Here is a 21005-nt window from a genome sequence, read left to right as displayed (position 1 = left end):
AAATCCATCAGAATATGTTTGTAGGATTTTGGATTCTGTTACTTGTTTTATGGTTCTTTCTGGATGTTGGGCTTTGTCAAGCAGCAAGTCCCATAGTATTTCTTGTGAACAGCTGACTCTTTCTGAATAAGAAATTACCACATTATTTTGGTGTAATTTTGCTATTTATGGTTAGATTTGCATAATGTTATTTTTTATCAGATAACTGATGTTATTGACATATTCCAAATCAGATATCTTGCCTTCCGTCCACCATTTTACTGGGTTCTTGATCCAGGAAGGAACTCTCATTCCCTCATATTGAATCTCAATTTCATCTACAAAGGCGTTGGTGTCTGTAAGCTCTGCGCTCCACTGCGTCTTTTTGATTCTGTCCTGGAATTTTGCAAACAAGACTATGCCTGTTTTTTTGTCAATTACCTCCTGGTACTGCTTGGTTTTATCCCAGGCAATTATTGCGTCTCTTTGCTGGTTTTTGTATGGGAAAATCACCTCATTTAGAGTCTGAATTTCGTGCTCTGAGTGAATTGTCGTGCCTAGTTCTGGAATCTTGTGCACGAATCGATAGTATTGTTTTGTGTGGCCTACCAGGCCATCTGAGTTGATGTGAAAGCTGTCCAGTATTTTTTCGTCTTTGGTTATCTCCACTGAGGCTATTGCTATGATGCTTCCAGGCGTGCCAAAGGTATGAGTAAGATTCGTGACATCACCTTTTTCGTCCTTGATCGAGTATCGAATATAGTTATTTTTTGCAACACAGATCTGGTCTTGCATGCAAATTTGTTGATCGGATTTGCTGATCGGCGCATCAATCATCTTAGAGTTTATCAGAAATCTAATTCCATATGAGAAAATATTGTCGCGCTCTTTTCCTTGGTGCCAGCGTGTCGCATCGTCTTTGATCCATTGCGGGATTGCATCTGTGCGATCAAAACGATCGCGAACTGTCTTTTTTGTGATCGGCTCTCCCAGCAATGCGATCAGTCGATCAGTTCTGTCCGGTTCTTCTGCAAACCAGGAAATGTCATTATACAAAGTAAGGCAGCTTCGAACATTTGGGTGGTGCATGTATCGCTCCAAGAACTTGGTCTTGCCAAGAGTTTCTAATTCAGGATACAAAGTCTCACATTCCCGTATTGTCTGCATGGGATCTGCAAACGCGAGCGGCATGCCAATTGCCAAGATCAGAATAGCTACAAACGGGATTTTATGCAATTTGCAAATTTGAGAAATCGACTCAATATTAATGGGGCGTAGAATTTATCCGTGAAATTTTAATATTATTTCAGATCGTATTCTGGTTTCCAGATTTTAACACCTGGCGGCGTGACAATAATCCTCTCTTCTCCAAGTCTTGCAATGTCTGCATTGAAATTTTTTGCTTGGGCGTACAATTCCTCAACTAGCTTGCGGAGTTGCTCAACATCTTTTTGCGCAAGTGGCGTTACTCTCAAAATCAGAATCATGTTTTTTTTCATGTCATCTTTGATAGAGTGAATGTCGCTCTGATCACGAATTGTGATTGCTTTAAGATAAGTTGGGCTTTCCGTTTTTTGCATTATACATCAATACTGCTAGGTGAACCCTCAAAAAGCTTTTCGCAGAAAATTACGCACGAATGTACAGTTTTGTTCCTAGACTCGAAATTGGATATAATCATACTCGGAAGCGCTCTTTGTCGAAATCTCTGATGTGTTATCACCATGCTGTATCGTGATAATATTTTCAGAGTCTTCTGGAGCATCGGAATATCGTAGTGTCACTGCAGCACATAAAGACTTGTGCTGTTCTAGGTTTTCTCCGCGAAGTATGGAAACTGGTCCCCTGTGATCACGAGCTACAAACAAAATATCATTTGGTAATGCAAGTGCTTTTATCATATCATTTTCGTCCTTGTTTCTTCCAACAATTAGTTTTGTTTTCTCATCCAGTCTGAAATGTCTACCAATTTTTAGCAATTCAATATCATTTAGGGTAGGGTTCTCTACATATGAGAATAGATCTTTTGCGCGCAATCCAAATGCCGGTTCAGTTAGTAAACATCCACCACCCGCGTTTGGTGGATTTTCTATTCCAAATTCTTTTGCCATGTCCAGTTGAGTTCTTCGTGCTCTGCCACAAATTTTACCCATGTCTTCGCGTCTTATCAGGCCCTTTTCCTCTGGAATTGTTTTTCCAAGAAGTCCAGCAGACAACGGTCTAACAATTAGTCCTTTTAATTCGGATAACTTTTCTATTGTTTTTAGTGCGGGTTCGTGTTGACTCATTGGTCTTTGGCCTAAGACTTCGCCAGAAATGATAAACTCTGCGCCAATTTCCTCCATGTGTTTTTTTGCTGCCTTGAACATCATAGAGCGGCAATCAATGCACGGATTCATTGCTGCGCCAAATCCATATTTTGGATTCTTTAGCATTTCGATGTATTCATCGCCTAAGTAAACCGTCTTTAGCTTGACATTTAGTGCGTCTGCACGCTCATGAATCTCAAATCCACACCCACGACCACAATCAAAATCACAAAACGGAGTCTTGATTGCAACCGCAGAAACCTCGAAGCCCTGATTTTGCATCATCCTAACAGCTAACTGGCTGTCAAGGCCTCCAGAGAGTAATGCAACCACTTTTTTCTTTTCTCCCAACGAGAAAAAACGTGTTTTCCAGTATACAAATGTTCCAAGAAAGATTAATTCACCACTAGACGTCAAAACACGCATGAAAGTGCGCCGAAAAACGCTATTACACCATGCGCAGAAAATCGGCTGTGATACCCTTGTTTGCTTTGATCCAGAAAATCTGTTTTATCTGACTGGATTTTGGGGTGAGGCAATCGGGGTTTTAGAAAAAAACGGTGACACCTCCATAATTGCACCGGAATTAGAAGTGGGTCGCGCAAAGGACGACGCCATTGATTGTGATGTTATAACATCAGAGCGTGGAATGGGTTTGTTATCTACTCTACTCAAAAAAATCAATGGCAAAAAGGTCTGCACCGACTGCCAAAATTATGATACAATGGAATTACTCAAAAAATCTATACCAAAAATAAAGCATTCTACTGAACCTTTCTATCGAGCCCGCGAAATAAAGGATGAATCCGAGATAGTAGTTCTCAGAAAAGCATCCAAAATTCTAGACGACATGTATGAGCTTTGTACTAAAAAAATAGTAAAAGGATTACGCGAGTCTGAGTTGCAGGCAAAACTAATGGCGTTTGCAATGGAGCAGGACATGTTTGCAACTGGCTATCGCTCTACTCTGAATCCACTTATTATTGCTGGCGGCCCTAATGGCGCATTGCCGCACGCCCAAGTTACAGGAAGAAAATTTGCAAGTGGTGATCTCATAGTAATTGATCTTACGCTGCGATACAAGGGCTATGTCAGCGACGCCACAAGAACATTTGGCCTAGGCAAGGTCTCAGACCAGGCAAAAGAAGTCTATGAAATTGTAAAAGAATCGCAAAAACTTGGCCTGCAAGCTGTAAAACCCAATGTTTCATGCAAAAGCATTGACGATGCATGTAGGGAACACATCAACCTGAACAGCTATGGAAAATATTTCATACACTCAACAGGCCATGGGATCGGTCTTGAGGTCCACGAGTTTCCAACTATTTCTCAAAAAAGTACCACTATTCTGAAAAAAAACATGGTAATCACAGTAGAGCCGGGAATCTACATTCCAAATAGGTTTGGCGTACGAATCGAAGACTCTGTGATTGTGCAGCAAAAACCGATTAACATGCACAAGTTCACAAAAGAACTGATTATCCTGTAGGGCTCGAGTGGGCTGTCCTCTTACACATACACCCATCTAACTATAACACCAATTAAACAAGATCATGTGGAGTCATCTTGTTGTAGTATATGCTCCAATGAAAAATTGGAAAACACCCAACAGTTTTTGTTATCGTTTTTTTGCAGAAAGAATTAGAACCTTCCAAGGGAATTTGATTATTCCATTTTTTGTATAAGGAATAGTTTTTTCTAAAACAGTTTTTCTTAGCTCTGTTTTTTGTTTTGTACCAAGCTTGTCTAGTTTTTCCCGTAGTGGTTTTGCCAGATATTTTCGATAGTCAGACCAGTATTTTGCAAATGTGCCTGGTGAATACCAGAACTTGTACTCTTGGATCACAACATTGCTAAATCCAGCCTGTACGATTGCTTTTCTGAGATTTGTTTTTGTCCCAAACCTGTCTAGGTCTGGCGCACCAGATGGAAGATAATCTGGAATGAATTTTTGAACAGAGTCCAAAATACTTGAAAAATACGGAACTGAATCCCCCGCGCCGTGGACAGCCATTGCCAGTGTTCCGTTTTTCTTCAAAGTTTTTTTGATGTTCGCCAATGCCTTGGTCGCATTTGGAAAAAAGAATAAGGCATACTGGCATGTAATGGCATCAAACTTTTGGCTAAACTCAAATTTTTCTGCATCAAATATGGCAAAATCCGCATTTTTTTCCTTGATTGATTTTTTTGCTATGGTAAGTGCCGTCTGTGAGCTATCAAGGCCAATCACATGTCCAGATTTTCCTATTTTGGCCAAAATTTGCCTAGTTACTGCGCCTGTTCCGCACGCCAAGTCAAGCACTATATTTCCAGGGCGAAGTTTTGCCATGGAAACTAGTTTTTGCGTACTTTGGAAAGGCCCCGTATTTTTGCCGGCCCACCTCTTATGGTAACGAGGTGCGATTTCATTCCAGGTTTTGATCATTCTCTTTTTGTATTCTATTTGATTAGAATTTGCCAATTTCTCAAGAGTAGGACAGTCGAACCTTTTATTATATCGTCAACGGGCCGAAATACCAATGGAAGCTAACATTAGGGAAGGAAAACTCAATGACATCACTCACCTAGGCCTAAGATTGGCAGTAGGCGTGATATTTTTGGTACATGGGCTAGGCAAGGCTGCAAATCCAGGCTTTGGTGGATTTGTAAACAGTCTTGGCATGCCAGTAGAAATGACAATACCTATCATTCTCGCAGAATCCGTCTGTGGGGTTTTGCTAATTGTGGGCGTTCTAAACAGAATCTCTGCGTCAATACTGTCAATCATAATGCTTGGCGCAATCTTTCACGTCAAAAAGGCGGAAAACTTTACAGGTCAAGGTGGGTACGAATTTGATCTAATTTTGCTTGCTGCAAACCTGTCCATCATAACCATGGGCCCAGGAAGGATCTCTATTGCGCATATCGCAAAAAAGATTCCGAGAGTTTTGCACTAACTCCAAAATCTATTTTTTATTTTTACTATTATAATGGCAGGCATAACAAAGTAAATGCCAATGTTTAGTAGTATTATTCCGATGCCATAGCCAAGCAATTCCTGCTCTGAATCAATGTCGGCATAGCTTAGAATCGACATTGTAGACAGCATTGGGGTAATTGTAGCCTTTACCATTTCCCTGAAAATTGGGCTTTGCCTTTCCAGATCAGCAATTGCAGGACTAAATGAATAATAAAATTCATTGAATCCAGTCATGAATGTTGTGCCTAAGCTAGTTCCAAACAAAACATTCTGCCTTATTTCTCGCAAGGCTTGTACTTGTGGGGCCAGCTCGGTTCCAAATGTAGCAGTTGCAATGGCACATTCGCCCATTGGTTTTGGGCCATTCTCTTTAGGACCTAGATCAGTTGGCTGGGCACTGGTAGAAAATGACTCCAGAGTATCCATAAATTTCGGCAATGTAGTTGCAAAATTATTTTCACTGTTGGTGTATGTCAGAGTATAAAATTTATCGCCAGAATGTATTACAACTTCTTTGAACTTGACTTTTATCTGCGTTCCAGTTACATTGAATGTGCCTAATGCCTCTAGAACATAGCCTTCATTTCCTTTGATGATAGTTTTTTCTTCATTTTGAATGACCATAACGCCGGCATTAATTGCGGGTTTTAGTGTTTCCATGTTTTGCTCGTAGTATTGTTCCAGTGTTATACCGTTTGCTGATTCAGCAGAAACAGAAATTGCTGGTGTGAATCCGCCTATTTTATCGCCAACAACTACTACATCTGGTGTATCGGCATTTCGCTTTTGCGGCTCTTGCGTAAACCATCCTGCCGGCGGAACAAATGAAAATCCTAGCCTTTCATTAGAATATGAAACCTGTTCTGCGATCCTTGGTGTGACTCTTTCAGGTTTGCCCTGCTCAAGCAAGTCTACAATGTCGGATCTGCTTTTGATTTCGGCCTTGAGAATTTCAGCATTGCCCCATTGTAAAGGAATGTCATTTGATGCTTCTCCACCTGTTTCCAGATTTGCAATTTTATCCAGAGTGTCAAAGCTTGCCTGTGTTGCCAGTCTACCGAACACAGAATAGCTCTGATCCAAGGAAGGTGTGTCCTGATGTACTATGAAAAATTGTGAGCTAGCACTGTCTGGATCGCCACCCCGAGCCATGGAAACAATTCCCCTCTTGTGCATGATTGTATTGAACTCGCCTGGAATTGTATAGCCAGCATCGCCAGTACCCCATTCCGCCAGTTTCTGATATCCACCCGGTCGTGTCTTTGGATCACCACCCTGAATCATGAAATCCTTGATTATTCTGTGGAATACTGTTCTATCGTAAAATTTCTCTTCTGTTAATTTTAAAAAGTTCTCTACCGTCTTTGGAGCGTCTGCTGGAAATAACTCTATTACCATTTCTCCAGATTTTGTGGTAAGTACTACAACTTTGTCAGAGATTTCTGTTTCGGCAAATACAGGCGTCATTCCAAAAATTAGCAAGCCAATTGCAGAAATAATGAACAAATGTCGCAACAACGAAGGGTTTTGCCATCTCAAATAAAAGCTAATGGCATTAGTTTTTAACAACGGCCAAGGTTTGGGATTTTATGGATTCTGATGAGAAGATAAAGACTCATCTATTGTCAATATGGATTGAAGAAAAAAAATTATTCACACGGAGTAAAGAATGCATGCTTTTTGTCACCAACAAGGGATTGTATTTTGTATCAAAAACACAAGCAAAACCACAGTGGTGGAAGTCAACTACTCAGCGTCAAACTCTAATGCTTCTCAAGGACCCAGAAAACACAATTTGGGTTCATGATGGATATGATGAAAAAAATCTTGCACTAGATCTAGAAAACGAAAAAAACTCAAGATATGAAATCGGAGATGTCATCAGTGTGAATACTGAGGAAAAAGCATGGGGCTCCATCCTAGTATTAAAGCTGCGGGACGGCGAAAAGGAGAGAAAATTTCACCTTTCCATTGTCCGTGATTGGGTCAGCTATCCAGTAAAGGCGCCAATGAATTTTCTGAAAATAAACTGGGTGCCCATAGTTCAATACATAAAATCAAGGATGGAATCATGACAAATGTTTTTGCTGTTGGAGTAGGGCCAGGATCGCCAAAATATGTCACGGAGCTAGTCAAACAGATAGTTATTGACTGCGATGTCGTGATTGGCTACAAGTACACTATACAGACGATCCAGTCTCTGCTTGAGGGAAAAGAAATACACGAAATCACAATGAAAAACCAAGAGGAGGCCTACCAAAAAGTAGCAAAAACCCTGGGCCAAAAAAAATTAGTCGTTCCATTTACTGGTGATGTGAATTTCTCCGAGTCCGAAGTGGTTGATAGACTAATCGAGATCTTTGGTAAGATTACCATAATTCCTGGAATCTCAGCAACTCAGGTGGCTGCATCCAAAGCCCAAGTCCCCCTTGATCGCTCCAAAGTAATCACAATGCACATTACAACCCCAATCGAGGAAAAAAAACTGGAACTCCAAAAGGCAATACTGGATGGGTTCTCTGTCGTTTTGGTACCAAGACCTTGGCCGCGCGACCCAACCAAGCATTTTATGCAATCGGAAATTGCCCATTACTTGAGGAAAAATGGTTTTGATACCAAAAAACTGCGCGTCCATGTGTACGAATTTCTAACTACTGACAAGGAAACCGAGTTTGTAGGATTTGTCTCGGATTTGGAGGGTAAGGAATTTTCTGATCTGTCCGTGATGGTTATCAACCAGCACAAGCTGGAATCCTACATTAATTTCTAGTTAGAGATGTCCTTGTTTTTGGAATCTTGGATACATCAAAGACAGTAACGTCGATGTGCTAGATGCGGCAGAGCTGCTTCCAGAAAACGTGAACGCCTTGTTGACGTAGAGTTATTCCTCCATTATTTACAGATGAGGGAAAAACTATGCCTACGAACACAGATAGAATGGATAGATACTTGACAATATAGTCATGTCCTGATTTTGTTTATAATTTACTAGTGAATTATTTTTGGTCAAACCAAAAAAATTTAATCAATTCTTGATTTCGTTGAGCTTTGGCATCAGGTCTTCGCGCTCAAAACTCTCTATCATATAGGCTTCGATAATACCTCCTGCCAAAAGAAGACCAAATACAATTCCGATTTCTAGTGTGAGTGGTTTCCACTGCTCCTTTATTTGGGTTCTTCTAAACAATGCTACAATTAGAATAAAGCTCCTAGACATTGCAAGTGAGTATGCAGCAAGTTCCATCAAACCAAACGGTGTCGCAAATATCAGTGCAAGCGGTGGAATCTCACCTAATAGAGGAGTTGCAGTAGTTAGTGCGGCAAACGCAAAGCCGGTGGATACTGCAGAAAACACACCCCAACCGATTCCGACTCCAGGAATGAACATTGCAAGTGCGATCTGAGTGTTGTGTATAAAGATCTTAAATCCAAAGTTCTCGCTCTTTAGGGACTCGATAAGCTTGTTGAATTCTTCTAAGAAAATCTTTGCCTCTTCCTCTGACACTTGCATTTCTGCGCCCAAAGAAAATGCCGCAGAAAATATACCCAAAAACACAAAGAATAGAATTATCCTCTTTTTCAATTGATCACTCGTTTTGTGTGGTGAATAAGAGTTTGTTGATCTGAGGCAGAGTTAATTAAAACGTGTTTTGATGTGATGGTGTTGATGATTAGTGATGTTGGTGCCGCATTAAATTTTATAATCAACAAGGGCTTTCAGATCCATCCAGATGCGCTAAAGATACTAGAGCAAATTGACGTAAAAGAACTAGGGCATATCATAAAGCAAATCGTAAAGGAAAAAGAACGCCAGCAACTATACCTGATTTCACAAAAGGACCTAGAGTCATTCCTGGGAATTAAAGAAGATGAATCAATAGAAGATAGGCACGAAATTCTCTTCGATCCCACGCCTAATCTGGCTTCTGCAGAGGGAGTCCAAGGGTTTACTGCCCTGTTTGCAAGCAGGTATGCCAAGCTAAAGCGAATCATGTCAAACAGGCCCGAGTCAAAGATGATCAAGGCCATTTCTGCTGTGATTTCATCAAAGTCCAAAGATGACGTCTATGTGTGTGGTTTGGTAACAGAAAGGCGAACCGACAGGAATGTCACCAAAATAACACTAGAGGACCCCAGTGGAATAATGGAAACAATAGTGATCGACGAGGAGCTCCAAAAAACGGCCTCTGGATTGTTGATGGACCAGTTTGTAATGGAAAAAATTGTCACAAGCAAAAACGGCGGCTTTATTGTCAAGGACATCATTTTGCCTGACATTCCAGACCACGCCGCAAACCGCTCAAAAACAGAGGTCTATGCCGTATTTGTCTCGGACCTACATGTTGGCTCTAAATATTTTATGGAAAAGGAGTTCTTGGATTTGGTTGCTTGGCTTTCAAGTCCAGATCCAATTGCAAAAAAGGTCCGATTCTTTATCCTAGGTGGCGATGTGGTGGATGGAATAGGAATCTACCCAAATCAGGACAAGGAATTGGTGGCACTAAACACCCAAGACCAATTAAAGATACTCTATGAAATTTTAGACAAAGTCCCAAAACATATCAAGGTGTTTATCGCGCCCGGAAACCACGATCCGGGAAGAAGGGCGTTGCCTCAACCAGCAATTCCTGCCAAGTACAACCCAGACCTGTGGGGTAGAAAGAACTTTTTCATGGTAGGCAATCCAGCCATGATATCGTTAAATGGCGTCAAGGTCCTAATTTTCCACGGTCAATCAGTCGATGATATTGTAAAGACCACGCCCGGTCTAAGTTATGATAAGCCAGCCAGTGTAATGCAATGTTTGCTCAAGGCTAGGCACCTGAGCCCAATTTATGGAGCCCAAACCCCACTTGCGCCAGAACTAGAAGACTATATGGTAATTGATGAGGTGCCAGATATTTTCCATGCTGGGCATGTCCATGTAATAGGCCTGGATTTGTACAAGAACATACTAATTCTGAACTCGGGTGCTTGGCAGTCACAGACGCCGTTCCAGTCGGGAGTGGGTGTTACGCCGACTCCGGCAGTTGCTGTTCTGGTAAACTTGAAGACATTTAAGGTCTACACCAAAGATTTTTCTAAATAATATCTTCTAGTGTCGCTTCCGACTTGAATGTCTCTTTGACAGTCTCTGTTGAAATTGTCAGTGTGAATTTCTTTGTCCTTCCATGAATTCCTTGGTGGACAATTTTGCCTGAAATAATCCCAGACATTTCTATTTCAGACAGCATTTGGGTTACCCTTCTTTGGGTTAGTTCCTTTTGGCGAATTTGCTTGCAGAGGTTCTTGTATGCAGAATAGATCTCGCCTGTGGAAAGGCCTGATGCCTTCATTACTGCCACGATTAGGAGTTTCTCATGTAGTGGGTAGGATTGTAGTGCTGTTGTCTCCTTGTCTTCTTCTATTTTTGATGAGGCAGTTCTGATGTGTTCTTCTGTTACTTTGCTTGCCTGAGCGCGCTCGGCTATTTCGCCTGCTACACGAAGTAAGTCAATTGCACGTCTGGCATCGCCATGCTCTCTGCCTGCCATTGCAGCACAGAGATTTAACGCCGAGTCTTCTACTGTGCCTTCGGCAAACGCTTCCTTGATTCTCTCCTTTAGGATCTCTTTGAGTTGGTCAACGGAATAATTGGTAAAGATGATCTCTTCCTCGGATAATGAGCTGATTACGCGTGGATCCAGCCTTTCCTTGAAAGTAAGGTCGTTTGATATTCCAACCAAAGTTAGTGAGCCATTCTTTAGACGTTCGTTTGCCCTGGTTAATTGGTACATGACATCCTTTCCCGTCTTTGATATTAGGTGGGCCAGATAGTCAATTTCGTCTATTACAAAGACGATATTGTATTGATTTTTCTCTATTGCCTTTAGCAGCCTCTTGAAAACTTCTGATATTGAAAGTCCTGTTGCCGGTATTTGGTCTTCATCCAAGTCCAACTGTCTACCAATACTTACAAACAAACTATAGAGGGTCGCTTCATCCTTGGCATTAGAATATACTAGTTTGATTGGGAATTTTGATTTCTCTACTCGTTGTTGTATTTTATCTAGTATTTTTTTTACAACTAGGGTTTTACCAGTGCCTGGTTTGCCATATACAATGAGGTTAGACGGTCTTGATTGTTTTAAAATAGGTGAAAGTGATTGGGTTACTTTTTCGAGTTCCTCATTTCTGTGCAGGATCAATTCCGGTAAATAGGAGAAATGTAGAACTTTACGGTTTTTAATTATGGACCTGCCACTTTCCATATTATCTAATAATCTATCAACTGGGTCTTCTTTCAACTCTCACACCTCAATTTCCAGTCCATCACAACTTTGACTATTCATGAGGAGTTTAGAATGAATATGATAGTTTGAGTTTAGTTGGTAATTAATTATTTTTAATTTGATTTTCATAAAAAAATTTTGAAAGAAAAAGAGTGGAAATGATGGTGTGTGGGAAATTCACAAAAAGTTAACAAAGTGTTAAGAAAAAGCCCAAAAAAGGTAATTTTGACCCCTATATTTCGAGTCCAGGCGTGAAGGTTACCCTTAACATTGTTAACGAGCCAGATTTGACCCCATAATTTCCACTCCAGGCATAGAAATTAACATTTTAGGGTCATTAAGAGGGATTAACCTGTTAACATGTGAATTTTAGCCAGGCGTGGACCACGCAGTCAACGTTAACAACGCTCGGAGTTAACAAAGCTGATGGGATCCGTTCATTTGTTAACCAATTAACACGATCGATCACGAAAATGGCAAAAAAAAGGATACGAATCGACCTTGAAGATTCTGATGGTGCTAAATACAACTTTAACATCGAGGGCAACATAACCAGGGATAAGGTCATTAAAATTTTCGAATTAATGAACCTCATGAACATAGAAGACCAAGATGAGGTACCTCAATTGGACTCGGTGGGGGCTAAAATCTGGTATATTGTAGACAAACACTTCCCAATGGGCAACTTTACCTCCAATGAAATACTGGAAAAATATGAAGATGAATACAACGAACCCATCAAATTAAGCATAATTTCGACCTACTTGGCCAGATTCAATGGCAAAGGAAGGATTAACCGTCTCCGTCAAGGCAAGGCCTGGGTCTACCAAATAGCCAAGATTCCACAGAAATCAGACTAGGAGATATTTACTCGCTTTAATATGAGCGAGTCACCCTGAAGGCTAACTTTGACATAATCACCCTTCTGAATGCCTAAATATTTGCGGAATTGCTTTGGTATGGATATAGTTCCTACAGCCGTGATCTTGACAAGTTCATCATTTTCTGTAAGCATCATATTAGATTAATAAATTATAATATATAAAATTTTTATAATCATTAAAATATAATAAAATTTTGGAGATAATAGAGTAAATTAGGTTAAACTAATGAAAATATTATCATTTGTGAATTTTATTAGGAATGCCTAATAAAAATATTAATGTAGGTCTCTCTAAAAACTTAGGCTGTAATTGGTTGTTCTTGACTACCAACCTTTGCTTTTCCCTTTTCAGTGATCTGATATGTAAATGGTTTTGTCTTGTCGTTTCTCTGTACATAGCCTTCCTCGTAAAGTCTCTTCATCAGTCTGGATGTGTGCTCTCTACTTCTTCCTATTGTGATTTGGATATCACGTGACGTCATTTCCTTTGCTGTGATTAATCCCAAGACGTGTTCTGCAATACCTTCAAAACCCATGTTAGGCATTCTTGGCTTTGAAGTAGGCTTGAAAGGCTCAATTTTAACCTCTTCTGGTTCTCTTTGGACTTGTTTTTCCACCTTTTTCTGCAAAATAGGCTCAACTTTAGTCAAAATAGGTTCTTCCACCAATTTTTCCTCGAGATCCATGGCATCTAGGCGTATTTTCATGTCGATTAACTGCCTTTCATAATATTCCAAGCGTGACAAATAGACAGGATCTGAGGTTTTTTGTGTACTCATGGTCTTGATTTTACCATAAATCATCATGCCAGAGACCCCGACTACGAATGCAACTATGACATATGCTATGACCTGAGGGTCGGGAATCTCTATCATCATCACTATTTATGAAAAATTTATGTGATTTATCGTGATTGGCCAACTAATCTTCACACTTTGTATCAACTAATACATCAGACTTAATCACTATATTTCAAAACGTCGTGGGATTGGGTTGTGATTAGTCACATTCCACATGCCTGTCGAACCAATTTGTCTATGACATTTGTTACCTGCTCCTCTTTTTCTGGGAATACATCACTGTTTTTTATCACAGAAACCTGCTCTGCAAGCCTAGATATCACATCAATGTCATCTGGAAGCAGTATGCCTAAGCCACGAAGCAGAATTATTGAATAAAATAGACCCATTAACTTCTCCCTGGACTGGCTTACTTGGCGAAAATACGCACCCTTACTGATGCCAAACTCGAACTCGGAAAGGTTTTTCCGATTTAAAATAATTTGAATTTGTCGCTCTGTAAATAGTGATTTTTTGATAATTTGCTTGATAATATTGTTAAAATTAGATTCATCAATCTCTACCATAGCTATACAGATCTGTATACCTCATTTTAATTAAACTTTAAAACAATAGGTTCAAACCAAACTTTATGGGTAAAGTAGAGCAATACCTGAGTGCTACACGCAAGAAAAAAGGCACATTATTGTTTGTACTAATTGACTCTGAAGTATCAAAGATAAAGGAATCTACCAAGTTAGCAAAACAAGTCGAAAAAATAGGCGCCTCTGCCATATTGGTGGGCGGCTCTTCGGCAATTGACCAACTAGAGATGGCACAAGTTGTAAAAAACATCAAAAAAGCAGTCAAAATTCCAATAATTCTGTTTCCTGGAAATGTTACGGGTGTAGTCCCGTCAGCAGACGCAATACTATTTAGCTCATTAATGAACTCGGAAAACCCATACTATATCACCCAAGCTCAGGCACTTGGAGCCCCAAGTGTGCTCAAGTTCGGCCTAGAACCACTACCAACGGCATATATCATAATAGGTGAAGGAACAACCGCTTGGTTTGTTGGCTCTGCCAAAGGCATACCATTTGACAAGCCTAACATTGCAGCTGCCTATTGCTTGGCAGCCCAGTTCTTGGGAATGAGATTTGTGTATTTGGAGGCAGGATCTGGGGCAAAGGAAAGCGTTCGACCCCAAATGGTTGCAACGGTCCGTAAGCTCTTCAAGGGCTTTTTGATAGTGGGTGGGGGCATTCGTGATGCCAAAACCGCCTCTGAACTAGTAAAAGCCGGAGCCGATGCCCTAGTAATTGGAACAATGCTGGAAAAGGAAAAGGACAGCCTCAAAAAGCTAGCCGAAATAGCAAATAGTATCAAGAACTTAGGCTAGACATGTCAGAGAATGCGGCGATCTCCCGAATTCAGGGAATCCCAATGCCAAGCAATTATCTTGATTACTATTCCAAAATATCGGAACAGGTCTACCAAATCTTTGGAAAAGCGGCTGAGGCAAAATCGACCCTAGTTGATTCCTCTGGAATAGTGGAACCCAAAATAGCGTTTGATCTGGCAGACCGGGTTGCCAAAATGCACGATATCGACATTGCCGAGCCGTTGCGGGAATTATTGAAAACCAAGGGAAAGGAGATTGCGGCACTGGAACTATCCAAGAGCATTGCCTTGGGGCAATATCTACCAGAGGATACAACACTAGAGCAAAGACTAGACAATGCCGTGCGCGTAGGCTTGGCCATAGTAACTGAAGGCGTCACAATTGCCCCCCTACAGGGAATTTCAAGTGTAACGATTAAGAAAAACAAGGATGGAACCGACTATCTTTCGGTATCCATTGCCGGCCCAATGCGTTCTGCTGGGGGAACGGAATCTGCAGTTACCATGCTAATTGCTGACCATGTGAGGCAAACAGTAGGACTAGCAAAATATCAGGCTAATGCCTTTGATGACGAAACAGGCAGATTCGTAGAGGAATTGCGCATCTATGAGCGAGACGTTGGAAGCTTTCAGTATCATGTTCAAGACCAGGACATTATCACAGTAATTGCTAATCTACCAGTAGAACTTGATGGCGTGGATACGGACCCAAACGAGGTGGTCAACCACAAAAACATGACAAGAATCAAGACAGACAGAGTTCGTGGTGGTGCTCTACGTGTACTAAACGACGGCCTAATTGGCAGGGCAAAAAAACTGCTTAAGAGAATTGAGCTTTACAAGCTTGACGGATGGGACTGGCTAGGAGAACTAAAGGGAGCAGTCCAAAAGGGAGAGGAAGGGGATTCTGCGGCAAAACGCCTCAAGGAAGTAATTGCCGGTAGGTCAGTACTCTCAATGCCAAACAAAATAGGCGGATTTCGTCTAAGATACGGCAGGGCTTGCAACACCGGCTTTGCATCTGTAGGAATTCACCCAGTAGTAGCGGAAATTCTAAACCACACCATAGCTGTTGGAACACAGATAAAACTAGACGTTCCAGGTAAAGGTGCAACGGTTGCCTTTGTTGATTCCATTGACACGCCAATTGTTAGGCTCAAAAACGGCAATGTTGTCAAAATACAAACAGTAGAGCATGGAATCAAAATCAAAGACGACATTGAACGAATTCTGTACCTAGGCGACATTTTGATCTCGTTTGGGGATTTTTTGGAAAATAATGCGCAGCTCATACCTTCTGGATATGTGGAGGAATTCTGGCTAGAGGAACTGGCGCAAAAAATTCAGCAGTACGAGGCAAAAACAGAACTACAGGAATTCTTGGTAAAAACCCCGACGCTGGAAGAGGCATTAGAGATATCACTGAATTTTCAGATTCCATTGCATCCAAAATATTTGTTTTATTGGGAGCAGATCTCACCTGCTGAGCTGGAAGTGCTACTCAAGCCAGACACAATAGCAGATGAGAGAATAATCTATTCCATGCAGGCAAAGCCAATCCTTGAAAAAATAGGCGTGCCGCACACAATACAGGACATTTCTGTGGTATTATCGGAAATGGAGGCAGACGTGTTTTACCAAATTTTACTATCAAACCAAATACGAATAGACTATACCGATTCAGTTCCACAAATCTTGAGTCGGGCAACCGGCATCAAAATTAGGCCCAAGTTTTCTACCTCTATAGGCGTTCGAATAGGCAGGCCTGAAAAGGCGGCAGCTCGACTAATGAAGCCACCCGTGCATACTTTATTTCCTATTGGCGACAAAGGCGGAAGCACTCGCGATTTGCTCAAGGCAAGCAACCGATCTGAATTTTACTGCAATATCTACAATAGAATTTGCAAGAACTGCAACATTCCTTCAATTAGCATAAACTGCCCAAGGTGCTCAAATCGAACTATAATTGAACATACTTGTCCTCTCTGCAGGTCTGCTCTTGATACAACGTTTTGTCAAAAATGCAAGAAAAAGGTCTCTACACATTCATTCAAGCCTTTCCCACTAAAGGAGAGAATCATTGCAGCTCAGGAAAAAATAGGCGTCCGGGTCCAAGAGCCGTTCAAGGGAGTAATGGAACTGATAAACCAGGACAGAATTGCAGAACCGTTGGAGAAGGGCCTAATCCGACAAAGCTTGGGCTTGACTGTATTCAAGGATGGAACGGTTCGCTTTGATGCGACAAACTCCCCCCTGACCCACTTCAAGCCGGCATGGATTGGCACATCTATACAAAAGCTAAACGAGCTCGGATATGACACTGACATTGACGGAAGAACGCTGACCAGCCCTGACCAAATAGTAGAGTTCAAGATGCAGGACGTCATCATACCACATGAGAGTGGAAAATACTTGGTGCAGACCTGCAAGTACGTTGACACCGAGCTAGCAAAATTCTATGGCAAGTCGTCATTTTATAATGTCCGAAACACGGATGATCTAATCGGGCATTTGGTGATCGGCCTAGCACCTCATACATCTGTGGGAATTGTTGGTAGAATCATCGGGTATACAGAGACGCATGTCTGCTTTGGCACTCCAAACTGGCATTCCGCTAAGAGGCGCGATGCCGATGGGGATGCCGACTCTATCATGTTACTAATGGATGCTCTCTTGAATTTCTCAAGGCAGTTCCTATCTGATAAAATCGGTGGACTAATGGATGCACCACTTTTGGTACAACCAGTCGTACTGCCCCACGAATCCCAACCACAGGCGCACAACTTTGAGGTAACAAAAAAACTCCCGCTGGAATTCTTTGAGGATACAATTTCTACCAAAAAGGCATCCGAGGTCAAAAGCGTAGAGATAATCAAGTCGCGACTGGAAACGGAAAGACAATTCTATGATTATTATTTTACTCATACCACGTCGACACTTACCACCTCGAGATCCCGAAGTGCATATTCCACACTTGGGTCGATGCTTGACAAATTCGATATGCAAATACGAAATGCCGAGCTCATATCAGCAGTAGACACTACAGAAATTGTCACCAACGTCATCACGACACATCTGGTGCCTGATATCATTGGAAATCTCAGGGCTTATGGCAGGCAGAAATTCAGGTGCACCGCCTGTGGTCGAAAATACCGAAGGACACCGCTATTACAACACTGTATTTGCGGAAAAAATTTGATCCAGACAATTACCAGACCGTCAATTGAGAAATATCTCAGGCTGGCAAAGCGCTTAGTAGAAAAATATGACGTCGGTCCTTACCTAAAAGGCAGAATTGGCACACTTGAAGACGAAATTAATCTAGTATTTGGAAAGCGTAGTGGCGACCAATTGTTGTTGACTGACTATAACTAACGCAGCTTTACGTATTCGTAGGCGCCCAGCTTATTATCAAAGCAATAATGGACCTTTTGGTAGTCCTTTCGGAATGATTTGACCTTGACTGCAAGCTTCTTTGGATCCTTTTTGTCAATGACTATACTCTTGATGAATCCGGCAATCTCTTTCATTTCTGGTGTCTTCATGCCTAATCTGGTTAGCTCTGATACGCCCAATCGGATTCCTCCTGGGTGGAAATAGTTACGTCCTGCCTTGATGTCACCTGGAATTAGTTGTCTGTTTACTATGATGTTAGCCTTTTCTAGAACTGCTTCCACTTTGCCTCCATCGGAATAATCCAAAACATTTACTGCAATTTGGTGTGATTTTGTGTAGCCTCTTTTCTCACCTAATACCTTGAATCCTGCAGCAGAGAGTGCATCAGCTAATGCCTTTGCGTTTTTGATTACATCTTTAGCATATGCTTTTCCAAACTCTAGTGCTTCTGCAAATGTAATTGCCTTTGCCGCCATATGATGGATGTGATGACTTGATGTCAGTCCAGGAAATGTTGCCTTTTTGATTGCCTCACCATGTTGTTCTCCACCTAATACCAGTCCGCCCTGTGGGCCAAACAAGGTCTTGTGAGTGCTCATTGTCATTGTGTCAGCTCCCTCTCGGAGTGGATCTTGGAACTGGCCTCCAGCAATCAGTCCTGCAACATGGGCTGCATCATAATTGATGTGAATGTTGTATGATTTTAGAAAATCAGAGAGTTCCTTGACTGGATGGGGAAACAAAAATAATGAGCCGCCAAACATTGCCATTTTCGGCAGTCGATTTGCTTTTTTTAACTCCTCTATCTTTTCCTTGGTCTTGTCAACATCTATTGTCATTTCTTCTGCATCAAATGGATAGAATTCAATGTCCAATCCATGGACTAGGCCTGCAGTACCAGAATGCTCCTTTTTGCCGTGAGAAATATGTCCGCCTGCCGGGATTGATGGCGCAATCATTATGTCGCCTGGATTTGTAAATGCGGAATAAATTGCTAGATTGGCAACCACACCGGAAATAGCCCTGACATCTGCGAATTTTGCCTTGTACAACTTTTTTGCTAAATCCATGCACTCGACTTCGACTTTGTCGATATAGACACAACCTGCATAGACGCGCTCTCCTGGCCAGCCTTCTGCGTAACGGTTTCCAAAGTCAGATAGTAATGCCTCCTTTACTGCAGGAGATGGCACATTTTCGCTTGCAATAAGCGGTATAGAATTTTCAAACCACTTGTTGTGCTCTACTAGGTCTGCTAGAATTTTTTTGTACGAATTTTTGTAGGCAGAACCGGCCATATTTTGCCAGTCTTTTATCCCAATTTAAAAACAGCGATTGGTTTTGATTCCAAAATCCTTGATCGCTGTTTTGGTAAGCTTAACAAACAAGGGTATAAAAAGGGAAAAAATTGAATGACGATCGAATGAGCGTCCAAGTACCAAAGGGAAATTTACCCGTAGTTTTACTAAAAGAAGGCTCGACTGAAAACAAAGGTCGTGAAGCCCAGAAAAACAATATCGCAGCTGCAAAAATCATTGCAGAAATTGTTCACTCTAGCCTAGGTCCAAGAGGAATGGACAAGATGCTAGTAGACTCTCTAGGCGATGTTACCATTACCAATGACGGTGCCACTATACTCAAAGAAATTGATGTTCAGCACCCTGCAGCAAAAATGCTAGTTGAAATCTCCAAGACAACCGACAGTGAAGTAGGCGATGGCACGACCTCTGCAGTTATACTTGCAGGCGCGTTACTTGAAAACGCCGAGTCACTGATTAACCAAAATGTACACCCGACCGTAATAGTTGATGGATACAGAAAGGCGCAGAAAAAGACACTGCACTTCCTAAAGGAAATTGCCGAGGAAGTAACTGCAAACGACAAGTCAATTCTGATGAAAATTGCAAAAACATCCATGCAGACAAAACTAGTCAAAAAGGAATCTGATCATTTGGCGGAATTAATTGTCAAGGCAGTAGTCTCTGTAGCAGAAAAAGACACTGGTGTATTCACAGTTGACGAAGATGACGTCAAAGTAGAGAAAAAGGCAGGCGGCTCCATGAGAGACTCTCTCCTAGTAGAAGGAATTGTATTGGACAAAGAAGTGATCCATGGAGGCATGCCAAAGAAAATTGCAGATGCAAAAATTGCACTGATCAACACTGCACTCGAAATTGACAAGACTGAATTTGATGCAAAGATAAACATCTCAAATCCTCAACAAATGAAGACATTTTTGGATGAGGAAAACAGAATGCTCAAGAATATGGTTGATAAAGTAATCGGCTCTGGAGCAAATGTACTGTTATGCCAAAAAGGAGTCGACGACATGGCTCAACATTATTTGGCTAGGGCAGGAATCCTGACAGTCCGACGTGTAAAAGAATCTGACATGACAAAACTTGCAAAAGCAACTGGTGCAAGAATTGTAACAAACCTTGATGATTTATTTGAAAAAGACCTTGGCGCAGCAAACCTAGTAGAAGAGCGCAAAATAGAGGAAGACAGATGGGTATTCGTTGAGGGATGCAAGAATCCAAAATCTGTCACATTATTGCTCAGGGGTGGCTCACAAAGAGTTGTTGACGAAGTGGAAAGATCAGTCCACGACGCACTAATGGTAGTAAAAGATGTCATGGAGAATCCATCAATCGTAGCAGGTGGTGGGGCACCAGAGACATTTGCCGCAACAAGACTGCGCAACTGGGCAAAATCCCTAGAAGGAAGGGAACAATTAGCAGTAGAAAAATTCGCAGACTCACTGGAAGCAATACCATTGACGCTATCTGAAAATGCAGGAATGGATCCAATCGACACTTTGACTAACCTGCGCGCAAAGCAACTCAAGGGCGAGAAATGGACAGGAGTTGACGTAATGAAGGCAAAGGTTGGAAACATGAAGTCAAGCGAAATAATCGAGCCACTAGCAGTAAAGAACCAAATTGTTTCTGCTGCAGCAGAAGCTGCATGCATGATACTTAGAATTGATGATGTTATTGCCGTCGCCAAATCTGCCGGACCACC

20 protein-coding genes are annotated in these 21005 nt (G+C 41.5%); 9 read left to right on the top strand and 11 right to left on the bottom strand.

What is annotated here, in order from left to right; translation table 11 throughout:
• Positions 1-171 precede the first annotated feature (171 nt).
• The 3 genes from FJ354_06120 to FJ354_06110 form a co-directional block, all read right to left on the bottom strand.
• Entirely contained in the window at positions 172-1182 is a 1011-nt protein-coding gene (locus tag FJ354_06120) for a hypothetical protein (protein MBM3906235.1), read from the bottom strand.
• A gap of 98 nt (positions 1183-1280) precedes the next feature.
• A complete protein-coding gene (locus tag FJ354_06115; protein ID MBM3906234.1) occupies positions 1281-1559 on the bottom strand; it encodes a cell division protein SepF in 279 nt (92 codons plus the stop codon).
• A gap of 75 nt (positions 1560-1634) precedes the next feature.
• On the bottom strand, positions 1635-2714 hold the full coding sequence (locus FJ354_06110; GenBank protein ID MBM3906233.1) for a DUF814 domain-containing protein: 1080 nt from the start codon (positions 2712-2714) through the stop codon (positions 1635-1637).
• Here FJ354_06110 and FJ354_06105 point away from each other — a divergent pair.
• Positions 2713-3777, top strand: a complete 1065-nt coding sequence (locus FJ354_06105) for a M24 family metallopeptidase (protein ID MBM3906232.1) — start codon at positions 2713-2715, stop codon at positions 3775-3777. The genes FJ354_06110 and FJ354_06105 overlap by 2 nt on opposite strands.
• A 129-nt stretch (positions 3778-3906) precedes the next feature.
• Here the strand turns inward: FJ354_06105 and FJ354_06100 are convergent, their stop codons facing one another.
• A complete protein-coding gene (locus FJ354_06100) occupies positions 3907-4713 on the bottom strand; it encodes a methyltransferase domain-containing protein (GenBank protein MBM3906231.1) in 807 nt (268 codons plus the stop codon).
• A gap of 94 nt (positions 4714-4807) precedes the next feature.
• On the opposite strand from FJ354_06100, the gene FJ354_06095 reads away from it, so the two are divergent.
• A complete protein-coding gene (locus FJ354_06095; protein ID MBM3906230.1) occupies positions 4808-5224 on the top strand; it encodes a DoxX family protein in 417 nt (138 codons plus the stop codon).
• On the opposite strand, the gene FJ354_06090 is transcribed toward FJ354_06095, so the two are convergent.
• On the bottom strand, positions 5221-6714 hold the full coding sequence (locus tag FJ354_06090; protein MBM3906229.1) for a peptidylprolyl isomerase: 1494 nt from the start codon (positions 6712-6714) through the stop codon (positions 5221-5223). The genes FJ354_06095 and FJ354_06090 overlap by 4 nt on opposite strands.
• Positions 6715-6836: 122 nt before the next feature.
• On the opposite strand from FJ354_06090, the gene FJ354_06085 reads away from it, so the two are divergent.
• Both FJ354_06085 and FJ354_06080 read left to right on the top strand, forming a co-directional pair.
• Positions 6837-7322, top strand: a complete 486-nt coding sequence (locus tag FJ354_06085) for a hypothetical protein (protein MBM3906228.1) — start codon at positions 6837-6839, stop codon at positions 7320-7322.
• A complete protein-coding gene (locus tag FJ354_06080; protein MBM3906227.1) occupies positions 7319-8017 on the top strand; it encodes a cobalt-precorrin-7 (C(5))-methyltransferase in 699 nt (232 codons plus the stop codon). Before FJ354_06085 ends, FJ354_06080 begins: the two co-directional genes overlap by 4 nt.
• Positions 8018-8272: 255 nt before the next feature.
• Here the strand turns inward: FJ354_06080 and FJ354_06075 are convergent, their stop codons facing one another.
• Positions 8273-8797: a stage II sporulation protein M gene (locus FJ354_06075; protein MBM3906226.1), complete on the bottom strand. Its 525-nt coding sequence runs from the start codon at positions 8795-8797 to the stop codon at positions 8273-8275.
• A gap of 117 nt (positions 8798-8914) precedes the next feature.
• On the opposite strand from FJ354_06075, the gene FJ354_06070 reads away from it, so the two are divergent.
• The gene (locus FJ354_06070; GenBank protein MBM3906225.1) at positions 8915-10336 is read left to right on the top strand and encodes a DNA-directed DNA polymerase II small subunit; all 1422 of its coding nucleotides are present in this window, start codon (positions 8915-8917) and stop codon (positions 10334-10336) included.
• Here FJ354_06070 and FJ354_06065 read toward each other — a convergent pair.
• Positions 10329-11498, bottom strand: coding sequence for an AAA family ATPase (locus FJ354_06065; protein ID MBM3906224.1), 1170 nt, complete (start codon positions 11496-11498; stop codon positions 10329-10331). The two genes, FJ354_06070 and FJ354_06065, sit on opposite strands and share 8 nt — an antisense overlap.
• Before the next feature lie 494 nt (positions 11499-11992).
• Between FJ354_06065 and FJ354_06060 the strand changes: the two genes are divergently transcribed.
• Positions 11993-12379 carry a hypothetical protein gene (locus FJ354_06060; protein MBM3906223.1) on the top strand — a complete coding sequence of 129 codons (387 nt, stop codon included), beginning with the start codon at positions 11993-11995 and terminating at the stop codon, positions 12377-12379.
• On the opposite strand, the gene FJ354_06055 is transcribed toward FJ354_06060, so the two are convergent.
• The 3 genes from FJ354_06055 to FJ354_06045 form a co-directional block, all read right to left on the bottom strand.
• Positions 12376-12537, bottom strand: coding sequence for an AbrB/MazE/SpoVT family DNA-binding domain-containing protein (locus FJ354_06055; protein MBM3906222.1), 162 nt, complete (start codon positions 12535-12537; stop codon positions 12376-12378). The genes FJ354_06060 and FJ354_06055 overlap by 4 nt on opposite strands.
• A 164-nt stretch (positions 12538-12701) precedes the next feature.
• The gene (locus tag FJ354_06050) at positions 12702-13280 is read right to left on the bottom strand and encodes a MarR family transcriptional regulator (GenBank protein ID MBM3906221.1); all 579 of its coding nucleotides are present in this window, start codon (positions 13278-13280) and stop codon (positions 12702-12704) included.
• Between the two features lie 125 nt (positions 13281-13405).
• A complete protein-coding gene (locus FJ354_06045) occupies positions 13406-13768 on the bottom strand; it encodes a hypothetical protein (protein ID MBM3906220.1) in 363 nt (120 codons plus the stop codon).
• Between the two features lie 65 nt (positions 13769-13833).
• On the opposite strand from FJ354_06045, the gene FJ354_06040 reads away from it, so the two are divergent.
• Together FJ354_06040 and FJ354_06035 are read left to right on the top strand one after the other, a co-directional pair.
• Positions 13834-14583 carry a geranylgeranylglyceryl/heptaprenylglyceryl phosphate synthase gene (locus tag FJ354_06040; protein ID MBM3906219.1) on the top strand — a complete coding sequence of 250 codons (750 nt, stop codon included), beginning with the start codon at positions 13834-13836 and terminating at the stop codon, positions 14581-14583.
• 2 nt (positions 14584-14585) lie between these two features.
• On the top strand, positions 14586-17960 hold the full coding sequence (locus FJ354_06035) for a DNA polymerase II large subunit (GenBank protein ID MBM3906218.1): 3375 nt from the start codon (positions 14586-14588) through the stop codon (positions 17958-17960).
• Here the strand turns inward: FJ354_06035 and FJ354_06030 are convergent.
• Positions 17957-19279 carry a serine hydroxymethyltransferase gene (locus FJ354_06030; protein ID MBM3906217.1) on the bottom strand — a complete coding sequence of 441 codons (1323 nt, stop codon included), beginning with the start codon at positions 19277-19279 and terminating at the stop codon, positions 17957-17959. The genes FJ354_06035 and FJ354_06030 overlap by 4 nt on opposite strands.
• 125 nt (positions 19280-19404) lie before the next feature.
• Here FJ354_06030 and FJ354_06025 point away from each other — a divergent pair.
• On the top strand, positions 19405-21005 hold a 1601-nt coding region (locus FJ354_06025; GenBank protein ID MBM3906216.1), incomplete at its 3' end, for a thermosome subunit.

Source organism: Nitrososphaerota archaeon, assembly GCA_016872055.1.
In the GTDB taxonomy this organism is placed as follows: Archaea; Thermoproteota; Nitrososphaeria; order Nitrososphaerales; family Nitrosopumilaceae; genus Nitrosotenuis.
Note: the sequence above shows the minus strand (reverse complement) of the source record. Positions and strands in the feature narration are given on the sequence as shown.